Raw genomic sequence first — 20,768 nt, forward strand, 5'->3', positions numbered from 1 at the left:
AATGCGCGCACGCGGTGCCCCGGACGGGCCGGCCACTACCGCCGCGGGCGCGACCGCGCAACGGCCCGACCTGCCCGCGTTGCCTGCTTCAGTGCGACGTGCCGCAGGCGAGCGCGCGACGCGCCGTCGAGGCAGGGTACTTCGCGAGCATCGCCGCGGGCCGCTGCGGCCGTCGCTCGAGGCCGCCGCCGCAGTTCGGGCAGGCGTGGTCGAGCCGCTGCGCGACGCACGCCGCGCAGAACGTGCATTCGAACGAGCAGATCATCGCGTCGTCGGCATCGGCCGCGAGATCCTTGCCGCAGCATTCGCAGTGGGGACGCAGTTCGAGCATGGCGCACCTCGTGGACCGGACGTACCGCCATTGTGCGCGCCGATCCACGTCGCGGCGACGGCCGCCGCGCGACGTGCGGACGGGGCCATTGCGGCGTGGCCCTGCCGGCCCCGCGCGGAATGGCCCGCACCGTCCACCGCGCGCGGCGCTAGCATGCACTCCCGGCCACGACGGAGCCCGCATGAGCACGCATACCGCAACGATCGCCTGGCAACGCGGCGACGCGAGTTTCGCCGACGGCCGCTATTCGCGCCGGCACGAGTGGCGCTTCGACGGCGGCAGCGTCGTCGCCGCCTCGCCGTCGCCGCACGTCGTGCCCGCGCCATGGTCCGACGCGGGCGCGGTCGATCCCGAGGAGGCCTACGTCGCGGCGATCGCGAGCTGCCACATGCTCTGGTTCCTCTCGCTCAGCGCCGAGCGCGGGCTCGTCGTCGACACCTATGCGGACGACGCGGTCGGCACGATGGCGCGCATCGCGCCGGGGCGACAGGCGATCACCGACGTCGTGCTGCGCCCGCGCATCGCGTTCGCGGGCGCGCAGCCGGACGCGGGCGTCGTGCATGCCCTGCACGAGGCCGCGCACGAACGCTGCTTCATCGCGAACTCGGTGAAGACCGCGATCCGCGTCGAGTCGCCCGCATGACGGAGCACGGCGCGTCGATCGCTTGCGTGGATGCGCTTGCACGCCTGCCCGGCCCCGGCGGCGTGCGCTTCGTCGAGGTGTTCCGCCACGGCACGCTGTCGCTCGAGCTGTACGCGCCGCGCGGGCACGACTCGCAACAGCCGCATGCGCGGGACGAGCTGTACGTCGTCGTCGAAGGCGACGGCAGTTTCGTCTGCGGCGACGAACGCACGCGCTTCGAGCGCGGCGACGCGCTGTTCGCGCCTGCGGGGCGCGCGCACCGCTTCGAGGACTTCAGCGACGACCTCGTGGTGTGGGTGATGTTCTACGGCCCCGAGGGCGGCGAGACAGCCACCCGGTAGGCCGGACGCGCGACGCGCGGCCGGCGAGCGCGCTAGAGCGAACGGCGCCGGCCGACCTGCGGTCGTCCGGCCTACGAAAGCGTGTTCACGGCACCGATGAAACCGGCGGCGCCATCGGCAACCCGAGCCGCTCGCGCAACGCGGCCTCGACCGCTTCGGGCGCGTCGCCGCCGACGCGGCGATAGACGATCGCGCCGCTGCGATCGACGAGCAGCAGGCCGGGCGTGCCCTTGATGCCGTATTGCTCGGCGATCGCATCGCCGTCGCGCACGAGCGTGAACGTCTGGCCGCGCTCGCGCAGTTCGGCGACGGGATCGCCGTCGTCCTTGATGTCGATCGCGTAGACGTCGAGCTTCGCCTTGCCCGCCGCATCGTAGACCGCCTGCACGTGCGGCATGAGCGCCTTGCAGTACGGGCACCAGGTCGCCCAGAACAACAGCACGGCCGGGCGCTGCAGGTGACCGGGGTCGAAGCGGATCGGACGGCCGTCGGCGCCCTTGCCTTCCCACGGCGACGCGCGGGTGGCATCCGCGGCGACGGCACTCGATGCGAACAACAGCGACAGGCAGAACAGCAGCGCACGCATGGCGATCTCCGTGACGGGTCTCCCTGCAGACCGGCACCGCGGCGGATTCCTTGCACAGGCGGGTCGCGACTCGGGTCGGCGGTGGCGACTGCCGAAGCGCAGGCGCGACTCCGGAAAAGCAAAAGCCTGAAACACGGAGGACACGGAGTACACGGAGAAAAAGCGCTTCCTTGCCTTGCTTTCTCCGTGTGCTCCGTGTGCTCCGTGTTTCAATCTTCTTTTGTTTTTCCTTCGTGTCCTTCGTGTTTCAATCTTTCGCCTTTCCGCGCGAAGCCCTCACCCCGCGAACTCGTCCGGCGTGATGCGCAGGTCGAGGCGGCGGTCGCGGCGCAGCAAGCGGATCGTCGCCGTGCGCGCGATCGCGTCGGCGCCGAGCGCGCGATGCAGCGCGTCGATGCCGTCGACCGTGGCGCCCTCGAACGCGACGACGATGTCGCCGACCTCGACGCCCGCGCGCGCGGCCGCGCTGCCGGACGCGACTTCCATGACGCGAATCGCCGCATCGGAGGCGAGTTCGAACCAGCGCACGTAGCGGCGCGGCAGGCGCAGGTTCTGCGCGCCGAGGCCTAGCGATGCGCGACGCACGCGACCGTGGCGCATGAGCTCGGTCACGACCTGGTTCGCGGTGTCGATCGAGGTCGCGAAACAGATGCCCTGCGCGCCGGCGATGATCGCGGTGTTGACGCCGATCACGCGCCCGTTCGCGTCGAGCAGCGGTCCGCCGGAATTGCCGGGGTTGAGCGCGGCGTCGGTCTGGATCACGTCCTCGATGAGCCGTCCGCCGGTCGCGCGCAGGCTGCGGCCGAGCGCGCTGACGACGCCCGCGGTGACCGTGCAGGCGAAGCCGAGCGGGTTGCCGATCGCGATCGCGAGCTGGCCGACGCGGATCCCGCGCGCCGAGCCGAGCGGCAGCACCGGCAGCGCCTTCGGCGCGGACACGCGCAGCAGCGCGAGGTCGGTGTGCGGATCCTCGCCGATGAGGTCGGCCGTGAACGCCTGCCCCGCGGTGGTCGTCACCTCGATGCGCCGCGCGCGATGCACGACGTGCGAATTGGTGAGGATGAGGCCGTCGGGCGTGAACAGGAAACCGGAACCGCCGCCGCCGGGCAGCGCGCGGCCCGCCTCGTCGACGCGGTCGGACACGCCGATCGCGACGACCGCGGACGCAGCCGCGTCGACGACGCCGGTGACGACGCGCGAGTACGCGTCGAGGGCGACGGTGTCGACGGCCGGGGACGCGTCGCCGTCGGGAAGCGGCGCCGTGGCGCCATCGGGGAATTCGCTGTCGAGCATCGCGCGGAGATGGGGCCGGCGGCGCGCGGCTCAAGCCGCGGCCGCCCCGCAAGGCGCGTCAGCCGCCCTTCTTGCCCGCGCCGAAGTGGTAGTCGAACTGCAGCCACCACTGGCGTCCGTACGCGTCGTACCAGCCGGCCGAGTAGTTCGGCCAGCCCGCGCTCTTGTCGACCGGGCTCGAGTTGCGCAGGTTGTTCACCGCGAGCATCACGTGCGCGCGATCGCCGATGTCGTAGCCGACGCTGCCGTTGAACAGGGTGTAGGCGCTGCGCAAGCCGGAGTAGTCGTTCTTCGGGATGCGGCCCCAGCGCGTGCCGTCGATCGTCGCGCTCCAATTGCCGCGGCTCCAGCCGACCGACGCGTCGACCTTGGTGCGCCAGTCGCTCTGGTAGGCGAGGTCGTTGAGGTAGTCGCGCACCGGATCGCCGGGAAACTGCTGGTAGTCGTGGCCGAGCACGTGCGTGTAGCCGGCGTGGAGCTGGAACTTGCCGTAGCCGTCGGTCGCGATGCGGTAGTTCGCGGCGAGGTCGATGCCGTGCGTGCGCTCGGTCGCCGCGTTGACCGGGCTCAGCAGCAGGTTCGTCACCTGGTTCGGGTTGACGGCCGCGTCGGCGGGATTGCGCACGACGCGCGCGATCGCGTCGCGGCAGATCTGCGAGTCGCGGTCGATCGGCGTGCCGTCCTGCGCCTCGCCGAGCAGGCAGTCGGCCTCGGTCGCGAGGATCTGGTTCTCGTCGAGGTTGGTCACCTCGTCGCGGATGCGGATGCGGTAGTAGTCGAGCGAGACGTCGAAGCCGCCGCCGGGCGACCACACCAGTCCGTAGGTGAAGGATTTGCCGCGCTCGGGCAGCAGCTCGGTGCTGCCGGACTGGGCGAAGTTCATGTTGTAGAAGATGTCGCAGCTGTCGTACGGCTGGCCCGACAGGCGGCACTGGTAGTCGTCGGTCACGCTCGGGATGTAGCCGGTCGTGTTGCGCGCGAACAGGTAGTTCATGTCCGGCGCGCGGAACGAGGTCGCGTAGGTACTGCGCAGCAGCAGGCTCTCGAACGGCCGGTACTCGAGGCCGAGGTTGTAGGTGTTCTTCGAGATGTCCTTGTCGGCGTAGCTGTAGGCGTCGTGCCGGCCCGCGAGGGTCGCGTTGAGCTGCGAGAAGATCGGCACGTTGAGCTCGAAACCCGCCGCGTAACGATCGCGCGTGCCGAAGTCGGTCTCGGCGCCGGTCACGTGCCAGATCGCGCCCGCGTCGATGCGCGGGTCGGGCGTGTTGCGGTAGCCCTGGCGGCCGACCTCGACGACGCCGGCGAAGCCGAGCGGTCCCGCGGGCAGCTGCAGCAGGTCGCCGTTGACCGAAAAGCTGACGTTCTCGGTCCACGCCTTGTCGCGCTCGCGCGTGTAGGTGCTGAAGCTGCGGAACTGCTCCGGCGTGACCGCCCGCAGGAACTGCGCCGGGTCCGCGTTGTAGGACGGGTACTCGTCGCCCTCGAACTCGTGCGTGCCGGTCTGCGGGCCTAGGAAGAAGTCGTCGACGTTGGCGAGGAAACGCGAGATGCCCTGGTCGCTGACGTAGTCGGAACGGTTCGCCGAGGCTTCGTAGTGCCAGTCGGACGCGCCGAACGTGCCGCGCGCGCCGAACGTGAAATCGGTCGCGTGCTGCAGGAACGTGCGCGCGCTGCGTTCGCGCCCGCCGATCTCCTCCGGCGTGAGCACGCGCGTCCAGGTCTCGAGGCGGCCGGTCGCCTCGTTCCAGAACGCCGCCGGCGACGACCACGCGGGCGCACGCACGGTCGTCGCGATCTTCGAGAAGCCGTACAGCGCGTCGGCGAACAGCTCGGTCGTGTCGTTGAGCGCGTAGTGCAGGCTCGCGTAGCCGTTGGCGAGCTTCTTGCGCGTCTGGATCGTGCGGTTGCTGTAGTAGTGGTCGCTGCTGCAGTAGCTGCCGTCGTAGCGCGGGTTCTGGAAGCTCGTGAGGCTGCCGTCCAGGAGCTGGCCGAGCGCGTCGCAGCCGGCGCCGGGCAGGTCGTAGTAGTCGCGCGACACCGGATCGCGGATCGCGAGGATCGGCGCCGGCACGTCGTCCGGCGTGGTGTAGCGCGTGTAGCTGTCGGTGAGGCGGCGATCGCCGTAGAAGATCGGCTCGCGCTGGGTCAGTTCGAGGCCGAACACGCCGGACAGGTCGCCCCAGCTGCCGCCGCCGATGAGCTGCACGCGCTGGTTGTCGCCGCCACCCTGCTGCGTGCCGCCGACCCTGACGCTGACGTCGAGCCCTTCGTGCTGCTGCTTGAGCACGATGTTGACGACGCCGGCGATCGCATCCGAACCGTACACCGCGGACGCGCTGCCGCTGAGGATCTCGATGCGGTCGATCATCACGCTCGGGATGTTGGCGAGGTCGACCGCGTTGACCGAGCCGTTGTAGGCGATCGGATAATCGGCGACGCGGTGGCCGTTGACGAGCACGAGCGTGTGGTTCGGCCCGAGGCCGCGCAGGTTGAGCACGTTGGCCGCCGGCGTGAACGTGCTGCCGAAGTCCTCGCCCTGCACGCTGCCGGTGTTCTGCGTGACCTGGGTCAGCACGTCGAACACGCTGCGGAAGCCGCCGGCGTCGATGTCCGAACCCTTGATCGTGATGACCGGCGCCGGCCCCTCGACCTGCGCGCGCGGGATGCGCGAGCCGGTGACGGTGATCTGCTCGAGCTGGTTCGTTTGCGCGGGCACCTGGGTGTCGTCCTGGGCGAACGCGAGCAGCGGCAGCAAGGCGGCGGCCAGCGCGGTGCGGCGGAATGCGGTGTGCTTCATGTTTCGGGATCCCCAGGGTGGGCGACGGACGGGCCGGAGCGATCCGGGGCATCGGCCGGCGAGGCGGTACGGGACGCGCGATGCGACGTCGCGCACGAGCAACGGACGTATAGACGTCTATTCGGCGGACGATAGCACGCGCCTCGACGGCCACGCAAATGACCGTGCATGCGTCACATATTCGCGCCTGCGCCGATTGCGCGATCGGCACGCGGGCTGCGCCGCGCACGATTGCGGGCGACGGTGTCCGAAGGGCGAGGCGCCGGCCGCGCTCCTCGCTTGCTACGCGCCCGGCTCGCGCGGCGGCGGCACGGCCTCGTCGCGCGCGACGGCCTTCGCGCCGCGCGACTCGTGCAGCAGGATACCGGCGTAGTAGGCGACGTAGTACGCGATGAGCAGGCCGAACAGCGCGAAGGTGAGTGGGCTGCGCTGGAACGCCGAGAACGGATCGGCGCCGGCCGCGCGCGCGCCGTCGAACGCGGGCGCGATCACGAACCATCGATACGCGAGCCGGCCGAGCAGCAGCGCGGACAGGACCAACCCGATGCCGCCGTGCGGCGTGTAGCTGCGCCCCTGCGGCGTCGTCTCGAACGTGGTCAGGCGCAGGCCGAGCACGGCGAGCGCCGCGCCGCCGGCGAAGCCGAGCGTGAGCGCGAGCGCCATCGACGGATCGTGCGAGCCGCGCAGCATGAGCATCGCCCCGACCACGCCGAGGATCGCGATGCGCACCTTCATCCGCGCCGGCTGCACCGGCTGGCGGCCGAACAGGCGGCGGAAGCGCCGGTAGAGCATGAAGGCCAGCAGCATCGCGAAGCCCGCCGGGGCGAGGGCGGTCGGTGTCATGGCATCTCCTCGGTCGCCGCCCGCGGACGTGCGCGGGCGCATGGGCCGACTCTAGCAAGTGTGACGGGCGACACATCGGCCGAAAGTGCCAAGGAATGGCAGTTCCACCCGCCTGCGCCGGGCCGGAGGGCCTTGTGGCGACCCCTCCGGCCGTGGCATGCCCCTTGCTTGAGGTTCAGCGACACACGACGACCAAACGGCTCGACATGCTGGCCACGATGGATTCCTTCGAAACGCTCTGCGGCGACCGCAACCCTCCTGCGACGGTCGCGCCGGCCTCCGGCCGCGCCCTGCAGTGGCGCACGCGTTACGACGGCCTCGTCACGGTCGCCTACATCGGCAGCAAGGCGGTCGCCGGGATCTCCGGTCCGTGGTCGGGCAAGTACGCGCTGACCTGGTGGGAACGCCCGATGCCCGCGCGCGAACTCGAGCTGCACGATTCGCTCGGTTCGGCCCAGCGCGAAGTCGAGGAATGGGCGCTGCGCACCGGCGACGACTACATCCTGCCGCTGCCGGCGCAGGCCGCGCACGCGGCGCCGCGCACCGACGGGGCCCAGGGCCCGCGCAAGTCCGGCCTGTTCGACCGCCTGCGCGCGCTGCTGCCGCTGCAGCCGTCGACGAGCGAGAAGATCGAGCGCCTGCGCCGCGAGCGCGTGCAGGACGATGCCGACCTCGGCGACCTGCGCTTCGCCGCGAACGAATGACCCGGGCGGCGTCCCGCCGCCCTGCCCTCACGCTTGATCGAACCCGTCGCGGAAGATCGCATCGACGGGGCGCTCGTACGCGCCGAGATCGACGCCCGCGCCTTGCGGTCGCGGTTGCCCCTCGATGTCGCGGCCCGGCGCGAGCACGCTGCTGCCCGCGTCGATCGCCGCCGCGCCCGCACGCAGGTGCAGGTCGAACGGCGGTCCGGGCTGCCCGTCGGCGAGGTCGATGACCGTGTTGTTGACGATGCGCGAGTCGCGCATGCCGTAGAAGCTGATGCCGTGCCAGTGGTCGGTGATCACGACGTTGTTCTCGACCACCCAGTTCACGAACAGACCGTCGAAGCAGCCGATGCCCTGCAAGGTGCCGCGCAACGGATTGCCGGGGTCCTCGGCGTTGATGAACAGGCTGCCGCGCAGGACCACGTCGCGCACCTCGCCGGTGCCGACCTGGCCGTCGCTGCCGATCGACCAGCTCTGGAAGCCGTCGTCGTGGTTGGCGTCGAGTTCGTCGCCGATGTAGTCGTTCTCGATCGTGTTGTACTCGAACACGTCGCCGTCGCCGAGCCCGCGCAGGCCGTCGGCGGAGAACCCGTCGACGACGTTGCGGCGGATGCGCGCGTCGACGCCGTCCACGCCGATGCCGAAGCGCACGTTGCGCACGCTGCAGTCGTGCACGTCGACGCGGTCGCCGCCGACGTAGATGCCGTCGGAGGCGAGGTCGATCCACTCGTTCGCGCCCCACGCGGACGCGTCGGCGACGCTGTAGAGCGTGCAGTGGTCGACGTCGACGTCCCAACTCGGCCCGGTCCAGCCGTGGTTCTCGATACTGAGCATCGTCAGCGGTTCGTTGGTCGGCGCGAACGACGGGCTCACGACGAGGTCGCGCAGGATCCAGTTCTGCGCCGAACGCACGAGCACGCTGCGGATGCGCGGGCTCTGACCCGGCTGCGCGGCGATCGTGATCGGCGCGCTGTTGTACGCGTCGGCGACGACGAGGTCGCCGTGGTAGCCGCTGCGCAGCCAGATCGTGTCGCCCGCGCGCACGGGCGCGCCGGCGTTCACCGTCACGAGCGTCATGCCCGGCACGTACGGATACGAAGGCCAGTCGCGCGTCTCGACGAGGCCGTCGTCGAACACCGCCTGGAGCGAACGCCACGGCTGCGCCGCGCTGCCGTTGCCGGCGTCGCTGCCGTGATCGGGGTCGACGTAGAAGTCGTTCGCCGCGGCGAATGGCGCGGTGCAGAGCAGGATGGCGAGGGCAGCGATGCGCACGGCACGGCTCCGGGATACCGACATCGCATCATCGCAGCCGGCGCGGACGCGCGGCGCGACGGAATGCACGGAAATGCAGCACGAACGCGTCCGGCAGGGCGCACCCCGTGCGCGACCGCATCCCGTGGACCGTGCCTCACGTACCGCGTCGCGCGCGCTTGCCGGCCTGGCGCACGTAGATCGACGTCGTCGAACCGTCGCCGGTCTTGCGCTTCTCGACCTCGAACAGGCCGCTCGCGGCGACGAGCTCGCTGAGCTTCTGGTAGCCGTAGTTGCGCGCGTCGAATTCCGGCGCCTGCTTGGCGATGACGTTGCCGATCGCGCCGAGGAACGCCCAGCCCGAATCGTCCGACGCAGCCTCGACCGCGTTGCGCAGCAGGTTGACCAGGCGCGTGTCCTGCTTGAGCTGCGCACCGCTGCGCGGCGGCGGCGCCGCCGCTTCGTCGTCCTTGGCGACGAGGATCTCGGTGTAGATGAACTTGTCGCAGGCGGACACGAACGGCGCCGGCGTCTTCTTTTCGCCGAAGCCGTAGACGACGAGGCCCGCCTCGCGCACGCGCGCGGCGAGGCGGGTGAAGTCGCTGTCGCTCGAAACGATGCAGAAGCCACCGAGGCGGCCCGAATACAACAGGTCCATCGCGTCGATGATCAGCGCGGAATCGGTCGCGTTCTTGCCGGTGGTGTAGCGGAACTGCTGGATCGGCTGGATCGCGTGGGTCAACAGCGCTTCCTTCCAGCCCTTGAGCTGCGGCCCGGTCCAGTCGCCGTAGATGCGCTTGACCGTCGCGGTACCGTACTTGGCGATCTCGGCGAGCAGGCCCTCGACCACGGCAGGCTGCGCGTTGTCCGCATCGATGAGCACCGCGAGTTTGGTCGACTGCGTCGCCATGCCGGCTCTCCGTCACCCGGCCTCCAGCCTACTCCGTCGCGGCCGCGGCGGTAAGCGCCGGCGGCGCCTCGACGCCGATGCCGTCCGCGTCCACCGCGAGGTCCGTGGCCGGTGCCGCATGCACCGACGCCATCGCCACGCCACATCCGCGCCCCGCCGGCGACACGCGACGCGACCACTCTCGCGATCGAGGGAGGTCGCATATGCACACGCCATGCACCGACGACACCGCACGGCCGGAGGTCGTCGCCCCGCGCACGACGCCGGCCGATCGCGCCTGGCCGCTCATCGCGCATTTCGCCGCCGCCGAGGCGCGTTTCGCCGAGCGCTTCGCGCGCACGCGCGCGCGCACGTTCGCCTACGAATTCGCGCGTTTCGGCTGCAAGCAGGCCTGGGCCTGCCTGTTCGGTGGTGCGATGGTCGCGCTGATCGTCGCCAGCCACCTGTGGTATCCGGCGGGCGCGCCGCTCGCGCGCTACGACGCGCTGTTCGTCGCCGCGCTCGCGCTGCAGGCGCTGCTGCTCGCGACGCGCATGGAGACGCCGGACGAAGCGAAGGTGATCCTCGTCTACCACGTGATCGGCACCGCGATGGAAGTGTTCAAGACCGGGGTCGGTTCGTGGAGCTATCCCGAGGCCGCGATCTTCAGCATCGGTGGCGTGCCGCTGTTCTCCGGCTTCATGTACGCGGCGATCGGCAGCTACATCGCGCGGTGCTGGCGCCTGTTCGACTTCCGCTTCACGCGCCACCCCAAACCGTGGGCGGTCGCGCTGCTCGCCTTCGCGATCTACGCGAACTTCTACACGCACCATCGCTGGATCGACCTGCGCATCGCGCTGTTCGCGGCCACCGCGCTGCTGTTCGCGCGCACCGAGGTGCACTACCGCATCTGGCGCGTGCACCGGCGCATGCCGCTGCTGCTCGGCTTCCTGCTGGTCGCCTCGTTCATCTGGATCGCCGAGAACCTCGGCACGCTGACCCACACCTGGACTTATCCGCACCAGGCGCACGGCTGGACGCTCGTGCGCCTGGGCAAGCTCGGCTCGTGGTTCCTGTTGCTGATCGTCAGCTACGCGCTCGTCGCGATGGTCAACCGGCCGCGGCCGTACGCGACGTCGCGGCGGCGGCGCGCGCGGCCGCTTCAGGTCAGGTACGTGAACAGCAGTGCGATGTAGCTGCCGATGCTGACTACGGCGACCACCGTCATGACTTCATGGAAACGCGCGTTGCGCGTGCACGCGCAGACGAGGCCGGTCGTCGCGAACACGAGGTGGTAGGCGAAGTTGAGCGGGTGCGGCCACTCGCCGTACACGACGCGGCTCTTCACGATGCTCACGCCGATCAGCGCGACGAGCAACGCGAAGAACCAGCGATGGTGGTCGTAGTAGTGCGCGCGCAGATCGAACCCCGCGTCGCCGAAGAAATCCGGCAGCACGAGCGCGGCGAGCAGGTAGACGACGATCGTCTGCGTGAGCACGATCGAGAACTCCAGGAAGGTCCAGTCGTGGTGGTCGCGCAGGTCGAACATCGCCCACCACGACTGCACCGCGATCACGAGCACGAGGATCGACCAGACCACGGTCGGCCAGTACAGGCGCAGCCGCGAGCGCGACTGCATGAGCCCGCGGAACCCCTTCAGCACCTGCGTGATCGCGAGGCCGAGGATGATCGACAGCAGGACGGACAGGTAGCTGAAGGCGTCCATGAAATTCTTCCGATGTCAGGGGACTCAGGGGCCGGCGGCCTCTCCTGTGGGAGCGGCGGAAGCCGCGATGCTTTTCGAGGGAAGGTCCGATCGCCGAAGAGCATCGCGGCTTCCGCCGCTCCCACAGCAATCGCGGGCGACAGCCCCGCTCACTCCGCAGCGACCACTGGCAGGTCGACGAAGCTCGCCTGCTCGCCCGCGACGTACACGCGCTGCGTCGCCTTGCGGTAGTCGCCCGGCTTGGCCGTGAAGATGTTGTCGACGTACGTCTGCGGGTTGCGGTCGTACAGCGGGAACCAGCTCGACTGCACCTGAACCATGATGCGGTGGCCGGGCAGGAACACGTGGTCCGCGTTCGGCAGTTCGAAGCGGTACGCCTGCACCGTGTCGGCCGGGATCGCCGAGGGATGCTCGAGGCTTTCGCGGTAGCGGCCGCGAAAGATATCCATCGCAACGCCGAGCTGGTAGCCGCCGAGTTCGGGCTGCGCCGGCACTTCGTCGGGATAGACGTCGACGAGCTTGACGACCCAGTCGCTGTCGCTGCCGCTGGTCGAGGCGAACAGGTTCACGAGCGGCGCACCGGCGATCTTCAGCGGAGCCGTGAGCGGCGCGCTGGCATAGCTGAGCACGTCGGTGCGGCCGTCGACGAAGCGCTGGTCGACGACGAGCCAGCGGCGCCACGCATCGCCGTCCTCGAAGTGCACGGGACGCGGCTGGTACGGCACCGGCTTCGCCGGGTCGGACACGTACTCGTCGAACGCGCTGCCGTCGGCGCGTGCGAAATCGAGCGTGCCACCCGCGTGCAGGTAGATCGGCTTCGACGTCGACGCGCAACCCCGCGCGCAGGCGAGCGGCCAGCGCGTCTCGCGTCGCCAGCGATTCGTGCCGGTCTCGTAGACGAACACCGGCGGCGTGTCCGCCTTCGGCGCGCCGTCCTTGAGATAGGCGTCGAGGAACGGTTTCATGACGTCGCGGCGGAATTGCAGCGCGGTGTCGCCGTCGAACTTCAGGGCGCCGAGCATGCTGCCGTCGTAATTGACGCCGCTGTGCCGCCACGGGCCGAGCACGAGGAAGTTGCGATCGTTCGCGGTGTCCTTCGGTTCGGTCGCTTCGTACGTCGCGATCGCGCCGTACATGTCCTCCTGGTCCCACAGGCTGGCCACGATCATGCGTGGCACGCCGAGCGGTTGCGCGGCGATGACCGGGTCGAGCGCCTGGCCGTGCCAGTACGCGTCGTAGGCCGGATGCTCGACGATCTTGTTCCAGAAGCCGAGCTGGGTGAAGCCGAAGTGCTTCGCGTAGTCGCCGGCGGAACCGTACTTGAGGAAATTCGCGTAGTCGTCGAACGCGCCGCGCGGCACGTGCAGGCTGTCGTCCTTCGCCGCGGTCTGGCCGTAGATGTAGTCGAAGTTGGTCTGGCGGAACGCGCCGTTGTGGAACCAGTCGTCGCCCTTCCAGCCGTCGACCATCGGGCTCATCGGCACCGCGGCCTTGAGCGCGGGATGCGGGTTCACGAGCGCCATCAGCACGGTGAAGCCCTCGTACGACGAACCGATCATGCCGACCTTGCCGTTGCTCTCCTTCACGTGCTTCACGAGCCAGTCGATCGTGTCGTACGCGTCGGTGGAATGGTCGACCTTGCTGTCGTTGAGCGGGCCGCGCAGCGGCCGCGTCATCACGTAGTCGCCTTCCGACTTGTACTTGCCGCGCACGTCCTGGAATACGCGGATGTAGCCGTCGCTGGCGAACACCTCGTCGCCGAGCGGCAGGGTCGCGTGCATGCGCGGGCTCACGTTGCGCTCGGCGCGCCTGCTCGCGTTGTATGGCGTTCGCGTGAGGATGATCGGCGCGTGCTGCACGCCCTTCGGGATCACGATCACCGTGTGCAGGCGCACGCCGTCGCGCATCGGGATCATCTCCTCGCGCTTGATGTAGTCGGCGTCGCCGACCGGCACGTCGAACTTCCTGGGGATGTCGGGCGCGAGCGGCGGCGTCGCCGCGAGGACCGGCGCCGCGGCGGCGAACGCGGCCATGAGCAAGCATGCGCGTGACAGCGTGACGGACGACCTCATCGACGACTCCTCGCTCGCGAAAGCGCCGACGATAAACGCAAACCCACGCGCTGCGAAGTGTCGCGGCCTCAGCCCTCGCGCGTGCGCGATAGCGCGTCATGCAGCGGCTGCAGCCGGTCCGCGTAGCGTTCCCAGCGGCCGATGCTCGAAGCGTACACCGGCTGGCGCGCCTGCACCGAGCTCAAGGTGTTGATCGAGCGTCCCGCCCAGGCCTCCGGCTCGACCACGCGCGGGTGCCAGTCGAGTCCGCAGAATGCGAATACGCGCCGCGACGTGCCGACCGGATCGCGCACGAGGTCCTCGTAGTCGACGTCGAGCACGAAGCCCGGGTGGACGCGGTGCCAGTGCGCCATCAGCCCGGTATAGAGGCCATGGTAGTGGGCGAGGTCGTCCTGCGCGTACGCGTGCGCGACGCTGTCGGCGAACAGCTCGCGCAGGTTGGCGAAACACAAGTCCGTCGGCTCACGCCGCACATGGACGACCTTCGCCGCGGGTAGTGCCTGCCGGATGAAGCCGACGAGCTGGAACGTGCCTGGCATCTTCTCGGTCACGAAGCGCGCGTCGCCGACGAGCCGCCGACCCGCGTCGAGGAAGCGGTCGCGCACGAGCGCAGGGTCGAGCCGCGGCGCCGCCTCGACGAGCGCCTCGTCGAGCAATGTGGTGCACGCGTGGTCCGCGGCATGGCGCAGCGCACCGCTGAGGCGCTGCGACTCGCCGTAGCCGTACACGGCGTCGTGTGCGGCGAGCATGCTTTCGAGCAGCGTGCTGCCGCAGCGATGCATGCCGACGATGAAGATGGGCTGCGGCGCATCGGCGCGCACCGCGGCAGGCGGTCCGTCGAGCGGGAACGTGCGCTCGATCGCCGCGAACAGCCGCTCGTGCGCGGCGCGGTCGTACGGCGCGCGCGCGCGCACGAGCCGGCACCCCGCGTCGAGCGCGGCCCAGGCGCCGTCGAGGTCGCCGATGTCGTCGAGTACCTTGAACAACGCGAACTGCAGGTACTCGCGATCGGCGGCGGCGGCGCCCTCGATGCGCGCGCGCAGTCGCTCGACGTGGTTCGCGTCGGGTCGCTGGCGCGACAGGCGCGCGAGCAGCCAGTGCGCGATCGCAGGGTCCGCGGGTGAGGCGATCACGCGCTCGAGGTCCGCGCCCGCGCCGCCGAAATCACCCGCGTAGCTGCGCAGCAGCGCGCGGTTGACGAGGCAGGTCGCGTCGTCAGGCGCACGCGCGACAGCCGCCTCGACCCAGTCGCGCGCGAGTGCGTGCGCGCCGATGCTCGCGAGCGCGGCGGCGACGCGCGCGAGGTCGGCAGCCGCGACGGCAGCGCGATGCGGGTAGGCACTCGCCCATTCGACCAGCGCATCGTGCTCGACGAGCACGCGCAGGCATTGGACGACGTCGACGGCGAGTTCGGGCGGGCAGTCGTGCGCACGAATGGCGGCGACGGCTCGCGCGCCGGACGCGCGCACGCGTCCGCGCGCGAGGTCGATGCGCGCGTGCAGCAGTTCCGGCTCCACGCTCCCCGGCGTCCGCGCCCGCCATGCGTCGAGCGTGGCGAGCGCGGCGCCGAATCGACCGTGCATCGCGTGTTCGGCGACGCGCTGCCGATAACGGTCCTCGCGCATGCGATGCGCGGACCGGACTAGCGCTTCGCCTGCGTAAGGCGCGTGGGCGCGACGCTGCGCGTCGGGCGCGAGGGCTGCGCGACCGGCGCCGCCTTGTGCACCGTCTGCATCGTCATCGCCACCGGCACGCCGTCGAAGCCGTCCTCGAAGATCGACGCCTCGGCGCTCAGCAGCGAAAGCTCCGGCGTGCGGGCGAAAGCCACGCCGAAATCCTCGAAGTGGGCCCAGTCCCCGAACGGACTCGACGGCCAGACGACCCAGGTCGAGGCCGGCACATAGCGGTCGACATGCAACGCTAGCGGCAAGGTCTGTCCCGCGACCGGCTCGATCGCGGTGAGCACGTAGGTGCCCGCCGCGAGGAGGTGACGACCCGCTGCGAAAGCGACGTCGTACGAACCTCCCTCGTAAGTGCACGCCACCGGCACCGTCGTGTCGATGACGTCGCCGGGCACGTTGTTGACCGTATCGAACGCACGCAGGTTGAGCGTGTAGTCGAAGCCGGGACACGGCGTCGGCGTCGGCGGCATGCCGCCGTCGTCCGGCGGCAGCGACAGCATCGTGAAGTGGGCACCGCCGACGAGCAGGTCGTGCTCGAGCGTGAACGCGACGCCGAGCTCGCCACCATCGCCGGCGCCGATGCCGAGCGATCCCGAAACGGCGCCTTCCCAGCGCGCGAGTTCGTTGCCACCGATCGTCGTGCCGGGCACGTCGACGATGTTGTTGGCGGTGTTGGTCTCGCTGCCCGACTGGTCGGACGTGAGCGCGTACTCCGTGGTCCACGCGCCGTCGCCCGAGTAGGCCGCCGCCGCACCGAACGTCAGCGGCTCGCTCGCACCGATCGCCAGGCTCGCGATCGGCGCGCTCGCCGGCACCGGGATGCCCGCCGCGCTGCCGTCGAGCGTCGGCGTGGCCGTGCCCGACACGTTGGTGAGCGTCGCGCCGCCGCCGTTCATCGCCGTTACGCCGAGCAGCGGCGTCACGTCGTAGCCGGAAGGCGCGCGCGCGTAGTCGGTCGTGAATGTCGGCGACGCGGTAGCGACGAGATCGGGCGTGTCGTCGATCACGTGGACGTCGTCGATGACCAGCAGGAACTTGTCGTTGCTGTTGTTGCGGAAGCCGATGTACACCGTCTGGCCGGCGTAGCTCGCCAGGCTCAGCGAATGGTCCGTCCAGGCCGTCTCCTCGGCCGGCGTCGAGAACACGACGTCGCTGGTGGCCTGGTTCGCCTGCGTCGGCACGGCGCCGGTCTTCACGCGGACCTCGTAGCCGTCGCGATAATCGGGGTCGTATGCGATCGCGCGCCAGCTCAGCGTCGCGCCGCCGGTCAGCGCCACGGCCGGAGACCAGGTCCAGTCGTCCGCTTGGCCCGCGGGCGAGTACCACGACGTGCTGAACGCCGCGCACTGCGTCACGTCGTGCCCGAAGTCCTCGCGCACTTCCCAGGCGTCGTTGACGTAGGCGACCGCCCCCGCCGGCGTGCGGCCGTCGACGTTGAAGAGCAGCCAGTCGCTCGGATACGGATAGGTTCCGGCGCCGCCGCCGAACTCCTCGGTGTGGCAGCCCGGCGGCTGGGTCACGCCGATGTTGAACGGCTGGTAGAGCAGGTCCACCGCCTGGGCGGCGGGTGCGGCCACGGCGCACGTGATCGCGGCGGCGAGGATATTGCGCTTGTGCATCGACTTCATGGATTCCCCCTGATGGTCCTATCGACGCGCGTCCGACCATCGACGCGCATGCGGGGTCTTTCCTGCAACAACTGAGCCATCGCGCAGGCCCTGCGGCGCGCGGCCATGCTCCCCGGCGATTGGCCAAATGTTACGCCGACGGTCGGATCGGGCGGCACGCCGGCGTCGCGGCGATGGATCACTCATCGGATTGGAAAGCGAATCTAATCGGAACATCAAGCCTTCCGCGCCGGCGCCCGCCATTGTCGGAGTTCCCCCGAACCGGTGTCCCGCCATGGCCTTCGATCATTCCGTCTTCGCCCTGCCCGCGTGCATCGCGGCTGCCGTCGCGGCGCCGGCGCACGTCGCGTCGATCCCGCCGTCGATGTCGCCCGTGCGCACCGACCTGCAGGGCGTGCATGCGCCGCGCATCACTTCCGCTGCACACGACCTCAGCCCGGCGGGCGGTGGTACCTGGAACCCGCTCGGCCCGCCGGGCGGCGACGTCGCGGTCGTCGTCGCGTCGCCGACGACGCCGTCGATCGTGCTCGCCGGCACCGCGCCCGCAGGTGGTCCGGGCGGCAGCCTGTACCGCTCGACCGACGCCGGCACGCACTGGGCGCTGGTGCCCACGCTCGCGGGCACCAGCGTGCACGACGTCGCCTGGTCGAGCGACGGCCGCGTCTACGCGGCGACCCAGGACGGCGTCTGGACCAGCGACGACGCCGGCGCCAGCTGGACGCAGCGCAACCTCGGCATCGATCCGCTCAACGACGCGACCTTCTCGCTCGCCGTCGATCCGTCGACGCCGGCAACGGTGTGGGTCGGCGTGACCGCCGCCGCGGGCTTCCAGAGCGTGAACCTCATGCGCTCGCTCGACCGCGGCGCGAACTGGTCCGATCGCACGCCGCCGCACGCGACGCCGCTGAACGGCACCGCGATCGCGATCGATCCGCAGCAGTCGGCGACGGTCGTCGCCGCGTTCCGCGGCGACTTCGGCACCGGCGAAGTGTGGACGAGCGTCGACGGCGGCGACCACTGGCAGGACCGCAGCGCCGGCCTGCCCGGCACGCCGGTCAACGCACTCCACTACGACGGCACGCGCCTGCTCGCGGGCGGCGGCATGAACTTCGGCTCGCAGTACTTCGGCCTGTACGCATCGACCGACCTCGGCCAGAGCTGGTCGCCGCTGCACGACGCGACGTGGCCGCTGCCGATCGTGACGGCGATCGCGGTCGATCCCGCCGATGCGCAGACGATCGTGGTCTCGACCGACGGCACCGGCGTGCACCGCACGCGCGACGGCGGCGCGCACTGGGACCTCGGCATCGGCGGCAGCGGCGCGCTCGCCGCGCAATCGGTGCATTGGGCCGCGGCGGGTTCGCAGGCCCTGCTCGTCGGCGCGAGTGCGCTCGGCGTGTACCGCTCGGCCGATGCCGACGCGCCGCTCGTCGCGTCGTCGGACGGCATCTCGGAATTCAACCTTGTCTCGATCGCCGGCAACCCGCTCGATCCCGCCGAGGTCGCGGTCGCGTTCCAGGGCAACAACAATGGCGGCGTCATGAGCTCGACCGACGGCGGCGTGCATTGGACGATCGAGGCGCTGCCGCCGACGCGCTACAGCAAGGTCGGATGGTCGCCGTCCGGCGTGCTCTACGCGATCTCGAGCGGGCCGTCGTCGATCGCGCCCGAAGGCCTTTACCGGCGCGAAGCCGACGCGAGCTGGACCGGACTCGGCCCGGACCAAGGGCCACTCTACGAATCCGATCTCGCCGCGCTGCGCTTCAGCGAGGTCGACCCCGACCTCATCCTGCTCGGCGGCTCCGACTTCGGCGTCGCCGGCAGCGCCGGCACGGTGTGGCGTTCAGCCGACGCGGGCCAGACCTGGGACAAGCAGTACATCGGCGACGACGGGCTCTTCATCGGCGACATCGAGATCGCGGACGACGGCAGCGACCAGGTCATGCTCGCGCCGTACACGGGCTACCAGTCGCCCGACCAGGGCGGCCTGCTGCGTTCGGATGACGGCGGCGCGAGCTGGGCGCCGGTGCTCGAGCAGTCGACCTACGTGCAGCGCCCGCACCTGTGCGGATCGATCGCCGATCCGCGCGTGTTCTACCTCGGCATCGCGAGCGGCTGGAGCAACGGCACCGTGCTGCGCAGCGACGACGCCGGTGCGAGCTGGACGCCGGCCTGGAACGGCGCGTCGATCCTCGACATCGCCTGCGACACGACCGACGGCGACACGCTCTACATCGCGCAAGGCTCCGGCGCGCGCGTCGCGCGCTCCACCGACGCCGGCGCCACGTTCACGCCGTTCGCGAGCGGCCTCGACGCGGGCGGCGCGCCGACCGAACTCGCGACGGTGCGCTCCGGCGACGACGCGCGCCTGCTGCTCGCGACGAACAAGGGCAGCTACGTCGCGACGCTCGTCGTCGGCGACGCGATCTTCGCCGACGGCTTCGAGTGATCGCGCGGGGCGCGGCTCTCCGGCGCCGCGCCCTTGGCCGCAGCGATTAGGTTTTTGCGCAGCGATGCGGGATCGAGCGGCATCGATGCGCGCGGGAGGCGCGCGCGTGCGACTTCGAGGCGCAACGGCGCGGGTCGGGGAGCGCAGCGTCGGGGGTTGGAGTCGCAAGCCTGCGCCGCGGAGGCGCAATGGTGCGGCTCGAAGTCGCAACGATGGGGCCTGAAGTCGCGCCGATGCCGCTCGAAGTCGCAGCGATGAGGGTTCGAAGTCGCAATGGTGCGGCTCGAAGTCGCAACGATGGGGCCTGAAGTCGCAACGATGCCGCTCGAAGTCACAGCGATGGGGGTTCGAAGTCGCAATGGTGCGGCTCGAAGTCGCAACGATGCCGCTCGAAGTCGCAGCCGTGCGCGGTGGGAGGCGCATGCAGGCGGCTTGAAGCGGGATCGATGCGCCTCGGGAGCGGATCGGAGGGCCGCGGGGGCGCCTCGCGGGACGGCGGCGGTGCGAAAGCACTCACCTCGCCCCGCGCGACAGGAGCCCGGCGACGCGGTCCCGCGTCGAGCGCGAGGCGCGGGATCGATGCCCGCGTGCGCAGGAGGCACGGCGACGCCATGCGCCGCCGCCCCCGCCCCGCGTCAGTCGTCGTCGCGCGGCACGTCGGTGCGGCCGCGCACGCCGCGGTGGTGGACGTCGCCCGAGCCCTTGCTGCGCAGGCTGAAGTTGCCGCCGACGTCGGACACGTCGATGTCGCCGGAGCCGAGCGATTCGACGCTGACGTCGCGGTCGACGTGACCGATCGTGACGTCGCCGGAACCGACGCTGCCGATCGCAACGCCGCCGCCGACGTTGTCGAGGCGCACGTCGCCCGAGCCGACGCGGTCGACGCGGACGTCGCCGCGCACGTCGCGCAGGATGAGATCGCCCGACGACACGCTGCGCACCTCGACGCTGCCGACGTCGCTCGCTTCGACGTCGCCCGAGCTCAGCTTGAGGTCGAACAGGCCGGCGATCTTCGCCGCGATGAGGTCGCCCGAGCTGCCGTCGTAGCGCAGCGACGCGACCTCGCGCACCTTGGCGTCGCCCGAACCGGAGCGCACCTCGACCGCGAGCGCGGCGGGCACACGCACTTCCAGGTCGACGTAGGCGTAGCTCGACTCGAACCAGTGCCAGCCGTGCGAGCGGTCCTGGCGCGGCGTGACGGTGAGGCGGTCGCCGCTGCGCTGCTGGTCGACGCCGAGGTCGGCGAGCCAGGCCTGTTCCGAGGCGCAGGCACGGCCGCGCACCTCGACCTTGGCGAGGCCGGGCACGCCGACGATCTCGAGGTCGCTCGAGCCGATCGCGGCGGCGAACGTCTTGAGGCCCGCGGCATCGACGTCGAAGTCGTGGCGGGCGGTGAACTTGCAGTCGTTCGCCGCCGCCAACGCAGGCAGCAAGGCGAACAGGACGAGGGACAGGCGGCGCATGCGGGCGGCTCCGTGGGGAATCCCCTGTTCGGATGCGACCGCGGGCACGAAGGTTTAAAGCCGATGC

General features: G+C 70.5%; 17 protein-coding genes. 5 read left to right on the forward strand and 12 right to left on the reverse strand.

The features are described 5' to 3' along the window. Window positions 1-88: 88 nt before the first annotated feature. The gene (locus FHW12_RS14015; RefSeq protein ID WP_182531648.1) at window positions 89-331 is read right to left on the reverse strand and encodes a DUF1272 domain-containing protein; all 243 of its coding nucleotides are present in this window, start codon (window positions 329-331) and stop codon (window positions 89-91) included. Between the two features lie 181 nt (window positions 332-512). On the opposite strand from FHW12_RS14015, the gene FHW12_RS14020 reads away from it, so the two are divergent. Continuing rightward, window positions 513-974, forward strand: a complete 462-nt coding sequence (locus FHW12_RS14020; protein ID WP_182531649.1) for an OsmC family protein — start codon at window positions 513-515, stop codon at window positions 972-974. Continuing rightward, window positions 971-1,315 carry a cupin domain-containing protein gene (locus FHW12_RS14025; protein WP_182531650.1) on the forward strand — a complete coding sequence of 115 codons (345 nt, stop codon included), beginning with the start codon at window positions 971-973 and terminating at the stop codon, window positions 1,313-1,315. The genes FHW12_RS14020 and FHW12_RS14025 overlap by 4 nt, the downstream gene beginning before the upstream one ends. A gap of 85 nt (window positions 1,316-1,400) precedes the next feature. Here FHW12_RS14025 and FHW12_RS14030 read toward each other — a convergent pair whose 3' ends face one another. The 4 genes from FHW12_RS14030 to FHW12_RS14045 all read right to left on the reverse strand — a co-directional run bounded on the left by FHW12_RS14030 (window position 1,401) and on the right by FHW12_RS14045 (window position 6,834). Next, window positions 1,401-1,901, reverse strand: a complete 501-nt coding sequence (locus FHW12_RS14030) for a TlpA family protein disulfide reductase (protein WP_182531651.1) — start codon at window positions 1,899-1,901, stop codon at window positions 1,401-1,403. 276 nt (window positions 1,902-2,177) lie between these two features. Then, window positions 2,178-3,194 (reverse strand): S1C family serine protease, encoded by a 1,017-nt coding sequence (locus FHW12_RS14035; protein WP_182531652.1) that lies wholly within the window; start codon window positions 3,192-3,194, stop codon window positions 2,178-2,180. Window positions 3,195-3,252: 58 nt separating this feature from the next. Beyond that, window positions 3,253-5,991: a TonB-dependent receptor plug domain-containing protein gene (locus FHW12_RS14040; RefSeq protein ID WP_182531653.1), complete on the reverse strand. Its 2,739-nt coding sequence runs from the start codon at window positions 5,989-5,991 to the stop codon at window positions 3,253-3,255. A gap of 282 nt (window positions 5,992-6,273) precedes the next feature. Beyond that, window positions 6,274-6,834: a DUF1453 domain-containing protein gene (locus tag FHW12_RS14045; RefSeq protein WP_182531654.1), complete on the reverse strand. Its 561-nt coding sequence runs from the start codon at window positions 6,832-6,834 to the stop codon at window positions 6,274-6,276. Between the two features lie 218 nt (window positions 6,835-7,052). Between FHW12_RS14045 and FHW12_RS14050 the strand changes: the two genes are divergently transcribed. Next, window positions 7,053-7,538, forward strand: a complete 486-nt coding sequence (locus tag FHW12_RS14050; RefSeq protein WP_182531655.1) for a hypothetical protein — start codon at window positions 7,053-7,055, stop codon at window positions 7,536-7,538. Window positions 7,539-7,565: 27 nt separating this feature from the next. Here the strand turns inward: FHW12_RS14050 and FHW12_RS21625 are convergent, their stop codons facing one another. Continuing rightward, complete coding sequence (locus FHW12_RS21625; protein ID WP_182531656.1) at window positions 7,566-8,813, reverse strand: choice-of-anchor Q domain-containing protein; 1,248 nt, start codon at window positions 8,811-8,813, stop codon at window positions 7,566-7,568. A gap of 136 nt (window positions 8,814-8,949) precedes the next feature. Continuing rightward, window positions 8,950-9,702 (reverse strand): NYN domain-containing protein, encoded by a 753-nt coding sequence (locus tag FHW12_RS14060; RefSeq protein WP_182531657.1) that lies wholly within the window; start codon window positions 9,700-9,702, stop codon window positions 8,950-8,952. A 203-nt stretch (window positions 9,703-9,905) separates the two neighbouring features. On the opposite strand from FHW12_RS14060, the gene FHW12_RS14065 reads away from it, so the two are divergent. Further along, window positions 9,906-10,877: a DUF817 domain-containing protein gene (locus FHW12_RS14065; RefSeq protein WP_182531658.1), complete on the forward strand. Its 972-nt coding sequence runs from the start codon at window positions 9,906-9,908 to the stop codon at window positions 10,875-10,877. Here the strand turns inward: FHW12_RS14065 and FHW12_RS14070 are convergent. From FHW12_RS14070 to FHW12_RS14085, 4 genes are all read right to left on the reverse strand, one after another. Then, on the reverse strand, window positions 10,844-11,407 hold the full coding sequence (locus tag FHW12_RS14070) for a hypothetical protein (protein WP_182531659.1): 564 nt from the start codon (window positions 11,405-11,407) through the stop codon (window positions 10,844-10,846). The genes FHW12_RS14065 and FHW12_RS14070 overlap by 34 nt on opposite strands. A gap of 149 nt (window positions 11,408-11,556) precedes the next feature. After that, entirely contained in the window at window positions 11,557-13,479 is a 1,923-nt protein-coding gene (locus FHW12_RS14075; RefSeq protein ID WP_259393059.1) for a CocE/NonD family hydrolase, read from the reverse strand. 68 nt (window positions 13,480-13,547) lie between these two features. Further along, window positions 13,548-15,104 (reverse strand): sulfotransferase family protein, encoded by a 1,557-nt coding sequence (locus FHW12_RS14080; protein WP_182531660.1) that lies wholly within the window; start codon window positions 15,102-15,104, stop codon window positions 13,548-13,550. Window positions 15,105-15,121: 17 nt separating this feature from the next. Next, on the reverse strand, window positions 15,122-16,789 hold the full coding sequence (locus FHW12_RS14085; RefSeq protein WP_182531661.1) for a choice-of-anchor J domain-containing protein: 1,668 nt from the start codon (window positions 16,787-16,789) through the stop codon (window positions 15,122-15,124). A gap of 274 nt (window positions 16,790-17,063) precedes the next feature. Between FHW12_RS14085 and FHW12_RS14090 the strand changes: the two genes are divergently transcribed. Beyond that, window positions 17,064-19,238: a WD40/YVTN/BNR-like repeat-containing protein gene (locus FHW12_RS14090; protein WP_182531662.1), complete on the forward strand. Its 2,175-nt coding sequence runs from the start codon at window positions 17,064-17,066 to the stop codon at window positions 19,236-19,238. A 635-nt stretch (window positions 19,239-19,873) separates the two neighbouring features. Here FHW12_RS14090 and FHW12_RS14095 read toward each other — a convergent pair. After that, complete coding sequence (locus tag FHW12_RS14095; RefSeq protein WP_182531663.1) at window positions 19,874-20,701, reverse strand: DUF4097 family beta strand repeat-containing protein; 828 nt, start codon at window positions 20,699-20,701, stop codon at window positions 19,874-19,876. Window positions 20,702-20,768: the final 67 nt, after the last annotated feature.

The sequence above is a fragment of the Dokdonella fugitiva genome (assembly GCF_014138265.1).
Lineage (GTDB): Bacteria > Pseudomonadota > Gammaproteobacteria > Xanthomonadales > Rhodanobacteraceae > Dokdonella_A > Dokdonella_A fugitiva_A.

What these genes read in the sequence shown, in the direction of transcription:
- FHW12_RS14020 (WP_182531649.1), top strand. Translation starts at nt 513, where the DNA reads ATGAGCACGCATACCGCAACGATCGCCTGGCAACGCGGCGACGCGAGT.
- FHW12_RS14045 (WP_182531654.1), bottom strand. Translation starts at nt 6,834, where the DNA reads ATGACACCGACCGCCCTCGCCCCGGCGGGCTTCGCGATGCTGCTGGCC.
- FHW12_RS14095 (WP_182531663.1), bottom strand. Translation starts at nt 20,701, where the DNA reads ATGCGCCGCCTGTCCCTCGTCCTGTTCGCCTTGCTGCCTGCGTTGGCG.
- FHW12_RS14040 (WP_182531653.1), bottom strand. Translation starts at nt 5,991, where the DNA reads ATGAAGCACACCGCATTCCGCCGCACCGCGCTGGCCGCCGCCTTGCTG.
- FHW12_RS14080 (WP_182531660.1), bottom strand. Translation starts at nt 15,104, where the DNA reads ATGCGCGAGGACCGTTATCGGCAGCGCGTCGCCGAACACGCGATGCAC.
- FHW12_RS14035 (WP_182531652.1), bottom strand. Translation starts at nt 3,194, where the DNA reads ATGCTCGACAGCGAATTCCCCGATGGCGCCACGGCGCCGCTTCCCGAC.
- FHW12_RS14050 (WP_182531655.1), top strand. Translation starts at nt 7,053, where the DNA reads ATGGATTCCTTCGAAACGCTCTGCGGCGACCGCAACCCTCCTGCGACG.
- FHW12_RS14075 (WP_259393059.1), bottom strand. Translation starts at nt 13,479, where the DNA reads ATGAGGTCGTCCGTCACGCTGTCACGCGCATGCTTGCTCATGGCCGCG.
- FHW12_RS14025 (WP_182531650.1), top strand. Translation starts at nt 971, where the DNA reads ATGACGGAGCACGGCGCGTCGATCGCTTGCGTGGATGCGCTTGCACGC.
- FHW12_RS14065 (WP_182531658.1), top strand. Translation starts at nt 9,906, where the DNA reads ATGCACACGCCATGCACCGACGACACCGCACGGCCGGAGGTCGTCGCC.
- FHW12_RS14015 (WP_182531648.1), bottom strand. Translation starts at nt 331, where the DNA reads ATGCTCGAACTGCGTCCCCACTGCGAATGCTGCGGCAAGGATCTCGCG.
- FHW12_RS14090 (WP_182531662.1), top strand. Translation starts at nt 17,064, where the DNA reads ATGGCCTTCGATCATTCCGTCTTCGCCCTGCCCGCGTGCATCGCGGCT.
- FHW12_RS14070 (WP_182531659.1), bottom strand. Translation starts at nt 11,407, where the DNA reads ATGGACGCCTTCAGCTACCTGTCCGTCCTGCTGTCGATCATCCTCGGC.
- FHW12_RS14060 (WP_182531657.1), bottom strand. Translation starts at nt 9,702, where the DNA reads ATGGCGACGCAGTCGACCAAACTCGCGGTGCTCATCGATGCGGACAAC.
- FHW12_RS14085 (WP_182531661.1), bottom strand. Translation starts at nt 16,789, where the DNA reads ATGAAGTCGATGCACAAGCGCAATATCCTCGCCGCCGCGATCACGTGC.
- FHW12_RS14030 (WP_182531651.1), bottom strand. Translation starts at nt 1,901, where the DNA reads ATGCGTGCGCTGCTGTTCTGCCTGTCGCTGTTGTTCGCATCGAGTGCC.